Annotated in this window: 12 protein-coding genes and 2 pseudogenes; 4 read left to right on the forward strand and 10 right to left on the reverse strand. The window is 51.1% G+C overall.

Annotated elements, in window-relative coordinates:
- Window positions 1-122: 122 nt before the first annotated feature.
- The 4 genes and pseudogenes from GHO41_RS13250 to GHO41_RS13265 all read right to left on the reverse strand — a co-directional run.
- Window positions 123-224 (reverse strand): annotated as a pseudogene (locus tag GHO41_RS13250) (DNA repair protein RadC); the annotation flags it as partial.
- A 24-nt stretch (window positions 225-248) separates the two neighbouring features.
- A complete protein-coding gene (locus GHO41_RS13255; RefSeq protein WP_153330406.1) occupies window positions 249-803 on the reverse strand; it encodes a hypothetical protein in 555 nt (184 codons plus the stop codon).
- A complete protein-coding gene (locus GHO41_RS13260; protein ID WP_153330407.1) occupies window positions 800-5,485 on the reverse strand; it encodes a RecQ family ATP-dependent DNA helicase in 4,686 nt (1,561 codons plus the stop codon). The genes GHO41_RS13255 and GHO41_RS13260 overlap by 4 nt, the downstream gene beginning before the upstream one ends.
- Window positions 5,482-6,444: a DNA-processing protein DprA gene (locus GHO41_RS13265; RefSeq protein ID WP_198809626.1), complete on the reverse strand. Its 963-nt coding sequence runs from the start codon at window positions 6,442-6,444 to the stop codon at window positions 5,482-5,484. Before GHO41_RS13265 ends, GHO41_RS13260 begins: the two co-directional genes overlap by 4 nt.
- Window positions 6,445-6,837: 393 nt before the next feature.
- On the opposite strand from GHO41_RS13265, the pseudogene GHO41_RS13270 reads away from it, so the two are divergent.
- Window positions 6,838-7,317, forward strand: a pseudogene (locus tag GHO41_RS13270) (inovirus-type Gp2 protein); the annotation flags it as partial.
- Window positions 7,318-7,421: 104 nt separating this feature from the next.
- Here GHO41_RS13270 and radC read toward each other — a convergent pair.
- The 5 genes from radC to GHO41_RS13295 form a co-directional block, all read right to left on the reverse strand.
- The gene (gene radC, locus GHO41_RS13275) at window positions 7,422-7,919 is read right to left on the reverse strand and encodes a DNA repair protein RadC (protein WP_138763810.1); all 498 of its coding nucleotides are present in this window, start codon (window positions 7,917-7,919) and stop codon (window positions 7,422-7,424) included.
- A 47-nt stretch (window positions 7,920-7,966) separates the two neighbouring features.
- Complete coding sequence (locus GHO41_RS13280) at window positions 7,967-8,893, reverse strand: hydrolase or metal-binding protein (protein ID WP_153330408.1); 927 nt, start codon at window positions 8,891-8,893, stop codon at window positions 7,967-7,969.
- A 106-nt stretch (window positions 8,894-8,999) separates the two neighbouring features.
- Complete coding sequence (locus tag GHO41_RS13285; RefSeq protein WP_153433796.1) at window positions 9,000-10,004, reverse strand: YqaJ viral recombinase family protein; 1,005 nt, start codon at window positions 10,002-10,004, stop codon at window positions 9,000-9,002.
- 113 nt (window positions 10,005-10,117) lie between these two features.
- Window positions 10,118-11,086 (reverse strand): DUF932 domain-containing protein, encoded by a 969-nt coding sequence (locus tag GHO41_RS13290; protein WP_153330410.1) that lies wholly within the window; start codon window positions 11,084-11,086, stop codon window positions 10,118-10,120.
- A 72-nt stretch (window positions 11,087-11,158) separates the two neighbouring features.
- Complete coding sequence (locus tag GHO41_RS13295; RefSeq protein ID WP_153330411.1) at window positions 11,159-11,488, reverse strand: hypothetical protein; 330 nt, start codon at window positions 11,486-11,488, stop codon at window positions 11,159-11,161.
- A gap of 375 nt (window positions 11,489-11,863) precedes the next feature.
- Between GHO41_RS13295 and GHO41_RS13300 the strand changes: the two genes are divergently transcribed.
- The 3 genes from GHO41_RS13300 to GHO41_RS30725 all read left to right on the forward strand — a co-directional run bounded on the left by GHO41_RS13300 (window position 11,864) and on the right by GHO41_RS30725 (window position 15,054).
- Window positions 11,864-12,130 (forward strand): AlpA family transcriptional regulator, encoded by a 267-nt coding sequence (locus GHO41_RS13300; RefSeq protein WP_234452814.1) that lies wholly within the window; start codon window positions 11,864-11,866, stop codon window positions 12,128-12,130.
- 30 nt (window positions 12,131-12,160) lie between these two features.
- Complete coding sequence (locus GHO41_RS13305) at window positions 12,161-13,618, forward strand: YfjI family protein (RefSeq protein ID WP_153433797.1); 1,458 nt, start codon at window positions 12,161-12,163, stop codon at window positions 13,616-13,618.
- 335 nt (window positions 13,619-13,953) lie between these two features.
- Entirely contained in the window at window positions 13,954-15,054 is a 1,101-nt protein-coding gene (locus GHO41_RS30725; protein WP_153433798.1) for an inovirus-type Gp2 protein, read from the forward strand.
- A 22-nt stretch (window positions 15,055-15,076) separates the two neighbouring features.
- On the opposite strand, the gene GHO41_RS13315 is transcribed toward GHO41_RS30725, so the two are convergent.
- Window positions 15,077-15,592 (reverse strand): hypothetical protein, encoded by a 516-nt coding sequence (locus tag GHO41_RS13315; RefSeq protein WP_153433799.1) that lies wholly within the window; start codon window positions 15,590-15,592, stop codon window positions 15,077-15,079.
- Window positions 15,593-15,778: the final 186 nt, after the last annotated feature.

A 15,778-nucleotide genomic window follows, 5' to 3' on the forward strand; every position in this document is an offset into this window, starting at 1 on the left:
CACGTGCTGATGCAAGACTGACCCATCTCCAAAACCGCACAAATCCGGCAAAGGTAATAGCTCGCGAAGTATCAGACTGGGTCACTGACATCTCGGCACTGCGTCAATTCCGCGTCGGCGCCAACATTCTTGGACTCAGTCAGTGCCCGGCCTTTAGACAGACGACTCATCGCCAGCTGTTGAGCCATCTGCAGAATGTCGGCCTCAGTGACAGGCGACTCCATGACATAATAACCAACGTCCTCTCGCTAGTGCAGTAAGACATACGCGAGAAATGTGATACCTCCCGCCAACGCAAGTATACCCAAGACAGTCATTGCCTTTAGCGACTTGAGTGACGCCTGATGAGCGCGATTGGCCTGTTCGATCTTCTGCGCCAGTTCACTAATCGTATAGTTCAACTCTTCATTAGCAGCTTGACGTCCTTCGTCGTACTGGACCGGGGTCAGGAAATTGAGCTCGGTAAGCTTCAACAGGATTTTGTCTCGCCCATGCTCGAACTGGTCAGGGGAGAGGATCTTCAGCTCGCCGATGATTCGCAGCACTCTATCCTGGCCTTCTTCCAAGTGAGTCAGCTTCTTTTCGAGATCGGAAAAGCGTTTGTCAAAGTCATCAAACTTGCCGTGACAGTCCTTGATGAGTTGCTTCTGTTCATTGGACAGTGATGCTAGGGCGCCATTGCTCGCATTAATCTCCGAGCGCGCATCGTTTATCGCTCGCAGAATTCCATTGAACTCCGTTACTTGGGAGGCTTGCTCCTCAAGCGAACCTATGACTTTGTTCAGTTTTTGTAAGTCGTTCACCACTCGATTCCTTTATAAATAGTCGTGAGCTTGGCGAGCCTCGTAAGCAGGGGAGTCAAAAGCTGATGGTAGGAATAGGGATCCTCGAATTCGGCATTTATTATTTCAAGGAAAGGCGATTCGGGGAATTTTTCATTAATCAACCTTGCGAAACGGCACTGGGCATCAACCGAGAACAGCGGTTTGAGCTTCAAGGTATCCCGGATCAACGCTTCGACCTGTTCACTGCACTGCTGTTTGAGACGCTCCAGGGACGAGGCCATGCGCCGCTCTCCATCAGCGTCATCGAATTCATCGGTCGTCAGACGGAGTATGCCGCTTAAGTAATTCAGGCAGATATTGTCCTTGTAGGACTCCAGAAAGCGCGAGAGTTGCTCTTTCAGAGTGGAGAGCTTCGCTGTGCTGATGATTTCCTTCGAGTCGGATGCGCTATCTTCCTCAAAAAAGATAGATAGCCAGACAGAGATGTCATCAGGATTTTCCGCAAGGTGAGCCATCAGATGGCTGGACTCGTTGAACTTGAAATAGCCTTCCAGGCGGTTCTTGAAGTCCTCCTCACTGATCTTGCCGGCCGCCAGATCGCTGCATTGCTCATACACTGTTTTTAGTGACTGGCGGCGGTTATACGCAAAATGATCGTATGACCAGAGGAGTAGAACAAGAAAGATGAACTGGTTTTTGTCGATCGTCCCCTTGTCCAAGCGCTCGCACAGGATCCTGTGGTACTGATTGCTGCTTTGGAAGATGTCGCTCAGCTTGAAGCTGGTATCGTATTTTCTGAGCTTAATCTCAAGATTCTTCTGCAGTTGCTCTTCATCGGGGCAACTGAACTCGATCGTCAGCCGGCCCTTGAAGAAATCTTCAACGAGCCAGTCTAAAACGATGCCGAGCTGGAAGAGTCGATAAACCGCCTTTTCAAATTTGAATTTGTCAGTACCAAACTGGGAGGCGCTTGCTGAGATGGTCTGGACATCGCTGTTCTGCAAGAAATACTGATAGATTGCGGTCAGCAGCTTGAACTCATCATTTATAGTGTCGAGGTTTTGCGTCATCAGATAAAGGTTGGTGTTTACATCGCTTTCGCGGCTCAAACCTTTGACGGACTCCTTGAGCTCGGCCACCGAGGTTGCAGCATCCCAGACCTTGTCCAACAGGCCGATATTTCGTTCCTTTGTCAGAAGTACGTAGCAGTCGGCAGGGGCGTCTGTAAACAATCGTTTGTCCCGACCCGCCCGACCGGCCTCCTGGTAGAGGGCTTCCATGGATCCGGGAATGCCATAGTGAACGGTATAAGCAATGTTCCCTTTGTTGACCCCCATGCCAAAGGCTTTGGTGGCGGTCAGCAGGCGGTATTTGCTGGCCTTGAAGTCGTTTTGCACCTCTCGCTTGTAGGCATCGAATGCGTCGCCCCCCATGCTTCCGCTTGACGGCGCTGAGCCTGAAAAAAAGCGGACATCCATGCCCAATGTGGAGGAGAGCTTTCCTGCCAGCTTGTAACAGCCCTTTTGCCCGTTGACGGTCGAAGTAAAGATGATACCAGCCTTCGATCCTTGCTCTGCCGAGGCAGATCCGTTCCACTTGGCCTCCATCTCGTCCACCAGTTGGATCAGTGCGTCAGTCTTGTGGCCCCGGTCATCAATCACATGAAATGACAGCTCTTCCCTGGTGTAATCAAGAGGTGTGCGCACATTTTCATCAGGGATGTTGAATTCCGACTGAATGTCCTTGAGAACATTGACGGAAGCGGTTGCGGTCAAGCCGATGTAGCTGGCATCGGGAGCGAGCCTCTCGATGGTGTTGGCCAGATTTAGGTACGAGGTTCTGAAGTCGTGTCCCCACTCGGATAAACAGTGGGCCTCATCGATCACGGCATAGGCAAAGGCACGATCAAGACCGATGGCGGTCATCTCACTTCGGAAGCTCTGCGTCTGGAACCGCTCCGGGGAGATAAACACGAGGAAGTATTTGCCCCGCCCGAAGTCATTCTGGATCCTAATTTTCTGATCAGGCTTCAGATCGCTGGTGATGAAATTGCTACGCATAAAGCCGATGGTGTCCAGATCAGCCTTCTGGTCATACATCAGGCTCTTGATTGGGCAGACCACGAAACTGATAGCGGGCTGCAGGACCGCAGAAAGCTGATAACAGATCGACTTGCCTGCTCCGGTTGGTAACAGACCGATAGTGCCTTTCCTCGACAATGCGGAGCCGATGATTCCGAGCTGACCCTCTCGAAAATTCACATCGTCCAGCAGAGGGAGGAAAAGGTTTCCGAGGAAGAATTTCAACGCCTCCCTCTGACTGCTTCCCGGGCTTAAATCGAGTTGATAGCAAATGGGCTCGGAGCACGACATCTCGAAGAAGTCGTAGTCAACAAGCGCGCAATTCTCCATGGAGAGCGCATTGGAGTTGGCAAAGCAGCGATAGAAGTCGAGGTAGTGAGTGCGTGCATAGATGACATTTGGGTTGACCTGGAACGAGTCATCAAAGCGCTCCAAAATGCTGAAATCTATTAGTAGGGCATCGTCCGAGGGAAAGCTTACTGAGTTTTCGATCTCCTCCAGATCCACTTTAAGCTCCAGCTTCGGCAGCCCCCTGAGCGTCAGTAGCTGCGACAGCAGTTCTGCCAGATCTCCGATGCCTTGATGCGCGAAATCGATACCGTCGCGGTTTAGGAAAGCAAGCTTTTTTGCTTCACCCAGCCGGATTTCGCCACATTCGATCAGCTCCAGAACAAGCAGTTGAAAGCGGATCGCAGCCGTCAATCGAATGCTGGGGCTGCCTATATCGACACCCTCGTTGTAGGCGAGCCGGTAGTCCCGGAGAGTCAGCCCGTTGGGAGGGCTCAGTATCCCCTCTTGTTCAAGCCGGTCAATCATTCTCATATGATCGACAGCGCTGGACATTTTGCCAATGAAGCTCTGACTTTCGGTGGCAATCTCTTCGGTTGTGAATCGAATGGTTTTCAAGCCAAGTGTCTGGGTGAACTCATCGCGGCCTTTGTCATCCACTGACGCTTCATGCTGCTTACCATCAATTTCGAAGATCAGTCCCGCCTGCGGAATGAAAAAATCTACCTGCCGATTTTGGAACTGATCGACGTAGACTTGCGTCATTTCGAAAATATTAACTTCGGGCAGGGTAAGCTGTTTGACGAATTGATATTCACCAAAATACTTCCTCATCAGCTCGTCAAAAAAGCGCTTGGCCGGATAGTTTCCGGTTCTGCTATCTCCTCTGATCAACCGTCGCCAATCAAGAGGCTTGGGCGAAATGAGTGCTTGGCTGGCAAACTCCAGTCCGCTCTGGCAGTACTTGAGCCCAAACGCACTCCTCAGTCTACGTGAGGCGATAGTGGGCTTGCCACGCTGGAGCATATTCCTGAGGACATACACAACATCGAGGATTGGCTTCGACTCAGGTTCCGATGCAATGGAGTAGGATCTGAGGTTGTGGAAAACGAAGTTGTGGTTGGTGTTTGCGTAGTTTGCACTGAACTTTTTGCTGACCAGACGTGCTCTGCCTGAGTGGCGAGGTGCATCAGTCCTTACGCTAGCTGCCTCAGGCAGCTTCTGCGTTGAACTGTAAAGGTTTTGAAAGAGCTGGGCGTTGTGTTGTGCTTCGGTACTGTTGTGCTCGCATTCGGCCCGGTAAAGGGTCTTGACCAGTGTAAAGATGAATACCCGCGCCCTGGGATACGCCTCCGAAAGCGCCCGGACAATGTCGCCGGTTGTGGCGCCTGAAGTTAGTACATCGTCGACAACCAGGAAGGTCGGTCCGCTATCCTCTTGCGACACCGCAATGCTTGGGGTTGCGATATACGCGCCGTGCGCCTGTTGGGCACGTTCCTTTGCCGAGCACATCGTTGACTTAACAAATGGGCGGCTCTTGTGCAGGCAATCAGGGCGGTAGTCGGCGCCGATCGAGGCGGCCAGCCTGGCGCCGAGTAGATCTAATGGGGTGGTGTTAGCAGAGGTATCCAGCTCCGCATGGCCGAAGGCCCTTACGACGAAGTCTATTGGTGGTAGGGAGTCGCAAACCTCCAGCGCTTTGTTGATCCAGCGTTCAACCGCTTTTTTCTCGTGATTTTTGAAGGCCCAGACTTCCTGCTTGATGTCGCCTAGATAGTAGCCTAGGTGGAGTCTGTGGCCGTTCTGAATGAGGTTGGTGCGAAATTGCTTCGGCTGGTTATGACCGATGCTGGTCTCGATGCACTCAAGTATTTCGGCCGCGCTTGATCGGTGAGTTCCGATATCAGGAGCCTCTCCCCAGCCGGTTGCGAAAAACTTCACCTGGGCATTGAGTGCACACTCTCTATCCTGCTCGCTATCGCCGATATAAATCGTTTCTTCGCAGGAAACTCCGAAATGCTGTCGTATCTTTTCGACGCCGTCGCTTGCCGGCTTGCGATTCCGAACGTCGTGATACGCAACGATGTAGTCAACGGCAAGTTGAAAGTGCTTTAGAATATTCCGAACATAGTTCAAAGGAGAGTTTGTAAAAAGGGCCACCTTGATGCTGGCGGCGCGGGCTGTGTTAAGTAAGTCAACGGCTTCATGATAGGGTGTGCAGCGCTGGATATTGGACTCCACTTCCCTCCATCTTTTTTGGGCACGCAGCTCCGCTACGGCAGAGGTATCAACAAGCGTTCCATCTAGATCGACAATAATGCATTTGATCATAGAGAACTTCCTGTTTCCCTCGACCTTTCTTCAAAGGATGCTGCCAGCTGAGTGAGCTCCAGGGAGATTTCCGCGTAGGTGTCACGTGTGTATGGCGTTGCTATTCCGGAATTCACCAACTGCTGTGTGCCGCTGATCTGTTCGATGCCGAGGTCCGGATACCCGGCGGCGCTAGCATTGGGGACGTAGACCTTGCGATGCATGGAGTTGGCCGCCTTGACCGCGTGCATGGTTCCGCCGTCGATGGCCGTTTCAATGGCAAAAACCGCCCGCGTGAGTCCTGCCTGAATGCGATCGCGCTTGGCGAAAAAGGCAGGAATTACTTTGGTGCCGGGTGGGTTTTCCGAAACCAGCAGACCGCCCTGGCTAAGTATCTGTTCTGCCAAGCCACGGTGATTGGTCGGGGCTATACTGATCAAGTCGACCAGTACCGCTACGGTATGGCCATGGTTATCAAGGGCTGCGCGGTGTGCGATGGCATCAATGCCGAGAGCTAGGCCGCTGACTATGCAGAACCCTTGTTTGGAAAAGTGCTCCACCGTTTTGTAAGCGATTATTTCGCCTAGTCTGGTGTTGTTGCGGGTGCCGACGACCGCAATGGACTTGGGATATTTTATAAGGTCGCAATTGCCTTTACAGAACAGTAGCGGTGGCGGGTCGGAAAGTGAATTGAGCTGGCTGGGATATTCGGCAGAGCCGTAAACCAAGACATGGATTCCCGCTTCATTCCATTTGGAGATGGACTTCTCATAGTCCAAGCTCAACGCGTCATATTTACCGCTGGCGAATAAATCTTCGACTGTCTGCGTTATCGAGCTGCTGAGTTTTGGTACCTTAGCGAAATCTAGCTCGCGAATCGTCTTCAGGTTGTTAGCGTGGTAAAACTCAATGAGTTTCACCAAGGTGCGGTTGCCGACACCTTTCAAGCTTCGAATTACAAGAATGTCTGTTATTCGCACTGAATTTCCTTATTTCTCTCTCGCCAAACAAAGAGATGACTACCAATCCCGGCATTTTCGCATCGGTAGGATCGCTTTTTCAGATGCCAAGTGCAAATCAAAAGATTTGGGCTGTCCGCTTGCATTCACAGTGTTCATGGGGAGCCTCGTCGCGTCCAACTGCCCTGAGCTCATAGACTGTAAATGACCGTTTTTGGCCGATTCTGTTGAAAAGAGAGCTGCCGGCAGAATCGCGCTCTAAGCGAGCATGGGGGAGTCAAATCAGAACTGTGGCCCAGTGCATTGGCCGTTGAGCATCCGGCCATAGCAGGCCGCTTGGGGTTGCGCTGCGCCGGTGCTGCCATGACACTCACCATTGACCGCTGCGCCGATGCAATCCTGTGCGCGGTATACCGGATGCCTGTGGGAGTTCAGCTACCTGACTACACGTACACGAACCAGGTCATTGAGCGTTTCATCGAGTTTTTTAAAGCCTAAATCCGACATAACCGCAACATAGCTCGCCAATCCAATCCCTATACTCACGACAGCAAGGTCCGATACGTCTGGGCGCGAGAGCATGGCCAGCACTGCAAGCCGCACCACCATCTGGCTATCCTGTTGAACTACGATGCCTTCAACGCGCTGGGTAAGTTTGAGCCCGGCAGGGACAATATGTTCAACCGTCTGGTGGAGGCATGGGCCAGCGCCTTGGGCCTATCAGTAGGGGCTGTCAGCGGCTTGGTCGAGATCCCGCCGAATCCCTACTACCACTTACGTCGTGACGACTTGGTTGGGCAGGCTGTGTTCTTCCACCGAACCAGTTATCTCTGCAAGTCGGCTACCAAGGTCTTTGTGGATGGCAGCCATGGCTTTGGCTGCAGCCGAAGCTGAGTACAAACGCTGGATCACGACAAAAAATAAGTAATTGGGGGCCGTGCCGATGACCGCCCAGGCATCAGCCAAGGGCAGTCTATCGGACGGCGTGCCTATAGAGATTACAGGTAGCCTCGTTCAGCCAACGACACGCAGCCTTCACATCCCACGACGACATGATCCAATATCTGAGTGCCTACCATGTTGAGGGCATTCTTGAGGGTTTTAGTCAGTGTGCGATCGGCTTGGCTGGGTTCTGGATCGCCAGAGGGGTGGTTGTGAACCAAGATCACGGCTGCCGCGTTGTGCTCCAGAGCGATCTTGACTACTTCCCGTGGATATACGCTGGCCCCATCCAGCGTGCCTCTGAACAGTTCTCTAAAGCCTATAACCCGGTGCTTGGTATCGAGTAGCAGCAAAGCAAAGACTTCGTGCTCATGGTATTGCAACAGTGTTTGCAGGTGGCTGAAGACCTGCTTCGGCTCAGTCAATGCTCTGCCTTTAGACAGACGGCTCATTGCCAGTTGTTGCGCCATCTGCAAGATATCGGCTTCGGTAACCGGGGAGTCCATGACATAGGTACCGGTCGTTTCACCAGCTTTGAGTTTGTGATATTTCATGGGGATTCTCTTGAATTGGAAGACATTGGGTCAGGTTGGACGTGTGATCAGTGGGCGCGAGCAGAGTGATCACTGCCGCTTTGGAGGGATTTGGATTCCAGCTTTTGTACCAGTGAGGTTTTGGCAGAGGCCGCTGGTTTGGGGGCGGCTTCTGCCTTGCTGGTCTGATCTTCAGCTGCGGGGAAGAACTCCTCGACGATGGCTCCGGTGTCCTCATCACTGTCTTCAAAGGCTCCGTTGCTAAAGCCCTGTTGTGCCGCGTGATCCAAGGCGGTCTGATCAAAACCTGCGGCTTGCCGGGTTTCCTCCAGTTGCTTGGCTTCCAGCAAGGCGTCTTCTAGGCTCAGCCCGCTGCGCACCGTGATGTCCACATAGAAGATCGGTGTGCCATGGCTCTGACGGGTGGATTTACCGCGTAGACGCAACTCCAGTGGCAGGCAGGCCAGGCGATTGCCGGAGATGGCTTGCAGATAATGCAGGCGCGCTGCCAGGGTGCGGATGCTGTTGTAGCCCGTGGTGCGAAAGACAAAACTGCCCAGAGGATCGTCATCGCCAATCACCACGTTCAGCCGGCCGTAAGGCTTGCAGGCATTGCCTTGAGCCAGTGAACAGCCATCCGGTGACGGGCAGGGCAACGACTGGATGCCGTCCTTGGTCAAACGCTTGCAGATCTCTCCATTGCCGACGCACAGTGGTCGTCCTGTAGTACGGTCGAACAGGCTGTAGTCAGCCCGAAAGTTGAGGTCTGGCTCGTTGAACAGCAACCGAATGGGAATGCTGCGCAGCTTGCCGTCCTGGCCATTGCGCAGTTCTTCGTTAAGGGGATGCAATAACCAGCCGTCGCGGTTCTGTACCTGAGAGGTTAGGGTGAACTGGTCGTCTTTCTCCGGCAGACGCTTGCCGTTCTTTTCGACGACCTTGCCGATGGAAATACGCCCGAGTACCGGAGGGGTGATGGCTAAACCTTTGAGCATGAGGGTTCTCCTGTATCTGAAATAAAAACGCCACCGAGACCGCGCAAACGGCCAGGGTGGCGTTGGAGAGAAAGGGCATGGGAATAAGGGAGGAGCGAACGAACGTTCAGGCCAGCAGAAAACGCCGACTGCCGGTTTTGGTGGTCGAGTAGCGTACTTGCAGATGGGGCTTTTCTTTGAGCAGACGAGGGATATCCAGGGCCACGCTGTCTTTGGCTTTCTTCCACGTAATACAGCCGGTCACGAAGGTCGCCCGACTGGCATCGCCCATGGCCTGTTGCAACATTTGCTTGAGCTGAGCTTCCTGCTTCTCCTGCAGAGCAATCGATTCGCGCACTCTCTGCAGTTCGGTAAAGGTCGTACAGAGCAGCGCGTCCTGGCTGAAGTCCAGGCTTTGCCCACTGTCCTGCGGGTAAAGGCAGCGCAACGCCTGCTCCGCCGAGGCAGATCCGTCTGCCGGCGGCGGGGTATCACTGACGACGTAATCCCAGAACAACCGCTCCAGGTCGATCAGCCGAGCAATCAGTGGTTCATCGCGTTCAATGCGATGGATTTCCAGGTGCTGACCACCGAGCAGTACCGCCACATCAGCGGCCTGCTTGCCGGTGACGGCGAGCTGGTGCATGACTTGCAACTGCACATACTCGGGCACACCCTCCTTCCAGAGGCGTGCGCCGTTTATGCCGGCGGTTTTGCATTCGAGAATCTGCACTTCTGATGCGCCGATCACCTCACGGTCGATATTGGCCAGCATCCAGTTCAACTGCGGAGCCGGGTGTTGCAGCACGGCATTGATCCGTCGCACCCGGTGACCGCTACGCTTGGTGTAATGCGCAGCCACGATAGGCTCCAAAATGTTGCCCCAGTAAGCCGGGCTTTCCTCGTCTTGTGGATCGAGCTTGGGCAGTGATTCATCACGCCCGGTTTTCTCCATCCACAGCTCCAACTGGGACTTGTACGGGTTAAGCCCGACGGCAGCGGCCGCATCCGAGCTGCCGATACCTAGCTTGCGCACGGCCAGCCAGTCCTCACGCGGCAGTTGTTTGGTACCCACCAGGCGCAACGCCGGACGGGGTTTAGTACTGAATTTTTGCAGCGATTGAGTGCTCATGATCATTTCCTGAGGCATAAAAAACGCCCGGCTAGCACGAGGCTGACCAGGCGTTTTAAGGAGTGAGAAGAATGAGAAGGGGGTGAGGTTGATGAAGACAGCGAAAACAGGGGCTAAGCTGCAAGTTGTAGCGCAGCCTCCAGCGCCCGTTGCTTGATCTGTGCACCTTGACCGAACCAGGCAGAGTCCATGCGGTATTCGTTACTACGAGCCCTGCGTTCGTGATCGACATACTCGGTCACAGCATTGAGCAAGCCCCACGCAGTTCCTTGGGCCGATTCCAGCGTGGCGCCGCGACCTCCGCCTTCGTACAGGCTTTGAACCTTGCGCAGTGCGCGCTCGTTCGGCAGGACTTCCGGCAGTTTGCTATTGGGGGTTACGTCACACAAAACGTTCATGAAGAAGCCCATCGCTTCATGCCACTGCACCTTGCGTTCAGCCAGTGCTCGCATGCGGTACATGAACTCGTCCCATTGCGAGACGGCGATGCCCAACTGTTTTTTCACTGCCTGCGGATCGAAGCGGGTGTTATGTGGCACCTTGATCGCCTTGGTCGTACCGTCCAGGGCAATGGTCAACGTGTTGTTGCAGACTACCCGCACGGTGGTCGGAGTGGCGGTGGTGGCCAAGGTGCCATCGCAGGAGGTGGCAAGCAGCAGGTAGCCATTCACCTGGTCGCTGCCCTTCAGCGCCATGCCTAGTCCTGTACGGGCCAGAGCCCAGAACTTGCGACCGCCTTTGAGCACTCCAGCGGTTTCCAGCTCGTAGCCGGAAACTTCAGTGAGATCCCTGTAGAACTCCAGTACTTCACGGGGTTGCACAACCTGGTAGCGGTTGGAGACCACCGACAACGGGGCCTTGGTGTCGGAGCGGTACAGCACCTTCTGTTCTGGGAAGGTGTGAATTGAACCCAGTGCACCGATGCTCTCGGATTTGAAATGAACGGGGCTGTCTTGGATCTTCCAGTCCATACCCGCTTCACGCTGCCAGACTTCGAGCGGTTGTTTCGGGGAAAGGCGACTGCCCAGACCATGCCAGGGAGTGGCGCCAACGTAAGCCATTTGTTCAACGAGATGAGCCATGGGAATGATTCCTTGCGAATGAATGCAGAAGAGCGTCGTTGTCAGTGACAAGCGACGCCTGTTCACAACGACTTAACGGTTGACGCTGAAGCTGTAACCGCACGCCAGGCATTGATAGTTGTGAAGGACTTTCTCATCGATCTGCTCGCCCAGCGTGGCCCCCGCGATCCCGCCAGCCACTCCGCCAAACAGACCGCCCAGTAGCGCCCCGGCAATGCTGCCAATGGCGATCCCGACCGGCCCACCGATCACGCCCAGTACGGCACCGGCCTCTGCTCCCGTTAGTGCTCCAGCGGCCCCACTGGCCGCACCGCCCGCTGCACCAATTAAACCACCTGCTTGCTTACCCACATTTTTAGTAACCACTCGTCCTGAATTGCAGCTAGGGCATGGGGTGTACATAAGGGATTCCTCTCTGTTTGCTGAGTCCATGTATCACGCAGAAATGCTGAATGACGCGCTCATCGTTGAGCGTTCATCTGGGTGATATAGGTCTGAGATTTTTTTGAATGAGGCTTGCCAAAACAACGTCCCCGGGAGGGGCGTTGTGGGCGGAATCTGAATGTGAGGTTTGGCGTTAGGGGCAGCTATTTTTGCTATTAATAGCTGGAATAGTACTGGCTAAGGGGGGAGACATTCTATTTTGAGGGGCGGGACAGAATTGCTGTCAAAGTGGCATGTTCTAAGGCGTAACGTTAGCACGCGTTACGCTCACGTTCTTTGAGATTTGAGTTGCTGCTTATAGGATTGCCTCGTCAAGTCCTAAAGGGTGCAATGATGTTTAATGAAAAATCAGAAGCGTTGGTTATGCTTCGCTTGAGAGATGTTTTAAAACGTACGGGTCTTTCTAGGTCAACTATTTATAACAAACTAAACGTGGCCTCTTGTCATTATGATGCGAAATTCCCAAAGCAGATACGTGTTGGGAAAACATCTGTGCGTTGGATTGAGAGCGAAATAAATTCGTGGGTGGAAGAGTGTGTGAAGCTGTCTAGGCAGAGCCATGGCTCAATGGCAGCCATTATATCTGCAATGGCTGTTTAATATTGATTTTTTGTAAATTTGAGGTGGTATATGTATTTTGATTTTTTTAGACAGCAAAACGCAAAAAAGTCTAATTTCGGAGATGGTTCATATCCGTGCTTGTCGCAATTTCCCTTGTTGGATGCAGCAATAAATGAGGCTCAAGCTAATATTCAGGCTCCGCGGGGATTGATTCAAAATGCGGCCCTAACTGCAATCTCTGTTGTCTTGCAGGGCCTTGTAGATGTTCGTAAACCCAATGGCCAGGTCGCTCCGACCTCGCTGATGCTTCTGGCTATTGCTGACTCGGGTGAAAGGAAGTCAACGGTTGAAAATGTTTTTTTGAAGCCGATTAGGGCCTTTCAGGCTAAACAGGGCGAGGAGGTGAAGGAGAGTCAGTCGGTGTGGAAAGTTAAGTACGATACCTGGATGGTTCGACGTAACGGAGTATTAAAAGCGATTACGAAAAAAGCATCAAAAGGGCTTTCTGCTGGCGAAGAGGAGAAGGTTCTATTGGCTTTAGAGAAAGAAGCTCCAGCTAAGCCAAAAGAATTTAAGATCTTGTATGAGGACTCAACCTCTGAGGCTTTGTTTCATGGGATGTACGAAAATTTACCTGCGGCTGGTTTGATTTCAAGTGAAGGTGGAGGTGTTTTAGAAGGGCGCGCCTTTAATGACCTTTCAAAGCAAAATGCGATTTGGAGTGGTGACTCAATCACAATTGATCGTAAGACGGCGGAAAGCTTTAAACTTGTTGGCGCACGGCTGACAGTCTCTCTTATGGTCCAGGAGAGCGTATTTTCGAAGTACATGGCTCATAAAGGCGGGGTGTCTAGGGGATCTGGTTTGTGGGCGCGCTTTCTAATCTGTCGCCCGGCTTCAACACAGGGGACTAGATATGTAAGCACTCAGGTACCGTCCTGGTATCATCAAACACAATTTGCTTCGCGGTTGGAGCACTTTCTTGAGATGGGTCTTATTTGTTTCAGAGGAAATAAAAAAGAAAAAGAAGTGATCGGATTCGACTCCGAAGCGGCTCGGCTTTGGGTGGAGATTGCGAATGATATTGAGTCAAGGATGTGTGCAGGTGGAATACTGTATGGGCTAGGTGATCATGGTTCAAAGTTAGTTGAGGTTATTTCTAGGTTGGCTGCATTGCTTCATTGTTTTGAAGGGTTTGAGGGTGATATTTCGATGTCAACCTTGCAGGCGGCAACGGATCTTGCTAAATGGTACTCCAATGATTTTATAAAGTTGTTTGGGGAGAGCTCTAAAGAGAACGATGAAGAGCAGGAATTAAATTGCTGGCTGGATAGTTTTCGTAAGGTGGGTAAGCGTTTTGTTAAAAAAAATTATATTTTGCAATGCGGGCCTGGGAAGTTTAGAAAGAAAGCTGCTCTTGAGCATGTTCTTTTGCGACTGGTAAATAACAGTGCTATCCGGATTTTGAATTATCCTGGGGAAAAAACTATTTATGTTGATCTCTGTCCTTGGCAGGGTGGTGTGTAGATGATGCCAGTCTATTTTCGGGGTACTAACTTTTTGAGTTGTTTTTGATATTTAGCATTAGGTGTTTACGAGTTGTGTTGGTTTGTTTGTCTAGGTTTGATAGGACGCATGTTCAAGGTGGTTATTGCTTGATTATGTATTACTATTTAATTAGGTTGTTAGGTTGTTAGGTTTGTAGTGTTGTTGTTAAGTTTAATTAAATCAGTTGTTTGATATTTGATTGATTAATCAATTAAGTTGATGATGCAATAGTTGGCGGTGGTGATGTCAACTGATCATTTGTCAGCAGCATGGCTCCCCAAAGCCATGCTGCTGGCTTCTTGAGGAATCAGTGAGTGATAGATGAAGTTGATTGGATTGATAATGGAGGGGCGTTAGATCTAATGGTTGAGGAAGTCGGAGGGCTTCCTATTTTAAGGGTAGAGGAAAGCTTGGTGTTGGAGTTGCGTTCTATTGAGAAATTAATGTGTGAGCTTGCTGATAGTAAGGGCTTTTTGTTCTCTTCTTATACTCATCAACGTCACGGGGTGAAGGTTAAGGCTGAGAGGCTTGGTCGCTATTTTGTTGACAAACTGAAGAGGAGGAAGGGGGTGTTTGAATCGTACTTTCCTTCTCATGAAGTTAACCCATATGTGGAGGTTTTTTTCAAATGTGTTGATCGAGTCGAAGAACTTCATTTGCTCAGAGCCTGGCGGGATTTACGCAATGGAGCCGCTGAGGATTTTTTAGTTAGAATGAATGATCTCGTAGAGTTTGTGCGGCTGGAGCTGGCTAGTGATGCTTTTAAAGCCGTTTTGAAACGATTCCGTAAAGCGTCCTTTAAGCGAGTTAGCAGCTTGGAAGGTTATATAGACGCTCTTTTTGCCAAGCACTCTAGGATGCTTGTTGTGCGTGTTGATTTGTCTTATCAGTCAGGCTTTGTAAGTGGTCGTGAGGATTTTTATGGCGATGTTAAAAAGGTAAAGGTACATTGGGCAAAAATGCAGAAAGATCTACACAAGGGCATTCCAGTTGATGGGTTGTTAGGCTTTGCTTGTAAGCTGGAGTATGGTCAGCTAAAGGGGTTTCACTTTCATTTGTTACTTTTCTATAATGGATCGAATCATCGTCAGGATGGGGTTCTGGCTAGAATGGTTGGGGAGTATTGGCGAGACTCAATTACGGCAGGAGCAGGACGCTATTTCAATTGTAATGCAGTCAAGGATAAATATAGATATCTTGGAATAGGCATGATCAGTTTTAATCAATTGGACAGGGTAAGTGCTTTGAAGAATAGGGTGGCGTCCTACCTGACCAAGGTGGACTATTGGATACGGCTATCCCCTGAAAGTGGTAGATCATTTTTCAGAGGAAATATGCCAAAGCTGAAATCTGTGAAGAGAGGGCGCCCCAGGGCCCACGGGCCTGCTCAGGCAGTTCCTCGCATCGCCGGCTAGACACGCCTATGGCTTATTGGTCTTAGGTTTTTAGGTTGATGATGGTAGCTGCAGCGCCAGCTAACCTTGCCGTGAATCCCCAGTCTGAACTTTCTAGTTCTGTTTTCATGACTGTTCTTTTAGTTTGAACTTTTTGAGTTGTTTCTTGACTCGCGTTCCAGAAGTGTTTTGCTGCTTCGTTGATGAGAATTAGTGCGGTTGATGCGTGTTCTGGGTATTGGCTTAAAGCTTTGTCAGCTGGCATCTTTGTTGATTTTATTTTACGGTAATGCTCGTTTGGTAGTATTGCGAAAGCGGCTTGTTCGAGTAAGTCTTTCCCCTTGTAGTTGCACTTTTCCTTTAGATGTTTTTTTATCATTTCGATAAGCTCTTTTCGCTCATCTTCTGAGGTGATATTTATCTCGGGAATGAATTTTTCAGCGGTTCTATTTAATTCGAAAAGCTTGTTGGACTCCCAATAGTGCTGTTCGGATTTTTTGCTATCTTTGTTGATTTCTGTATTTGTTTCTAGGATTCTTTTTGAATCCTCTGTTCTCATGATTACGTCGGCTTCTCTAATTATTATTTCTTCCAGCTTGTCGGGTGAATTTCTTGAGGTGATAAAGAAAGCTGCGTCTATTATCAGGGCTGGAAGTGGCTTTAAGCTTGGCGGCCGCAAAAACTGAGTGCAACACCTGACCTTTCCGGTACGGTGCTGCCACTATGTCCTATCACGAACTCAGTA

This window comes from Pseudomonas sp. FSL R10-0399, assembly GCF_009600165.1.
In the GTDB taxonomy this organism is placed as follows: domain Bacteria; phylum Pseudomonadota; class Gammaproteobacteria; order Pseudomonadales; family Pseudomonadaceae; genus Aquipseudomonas; species Aquipseudomonas helleri.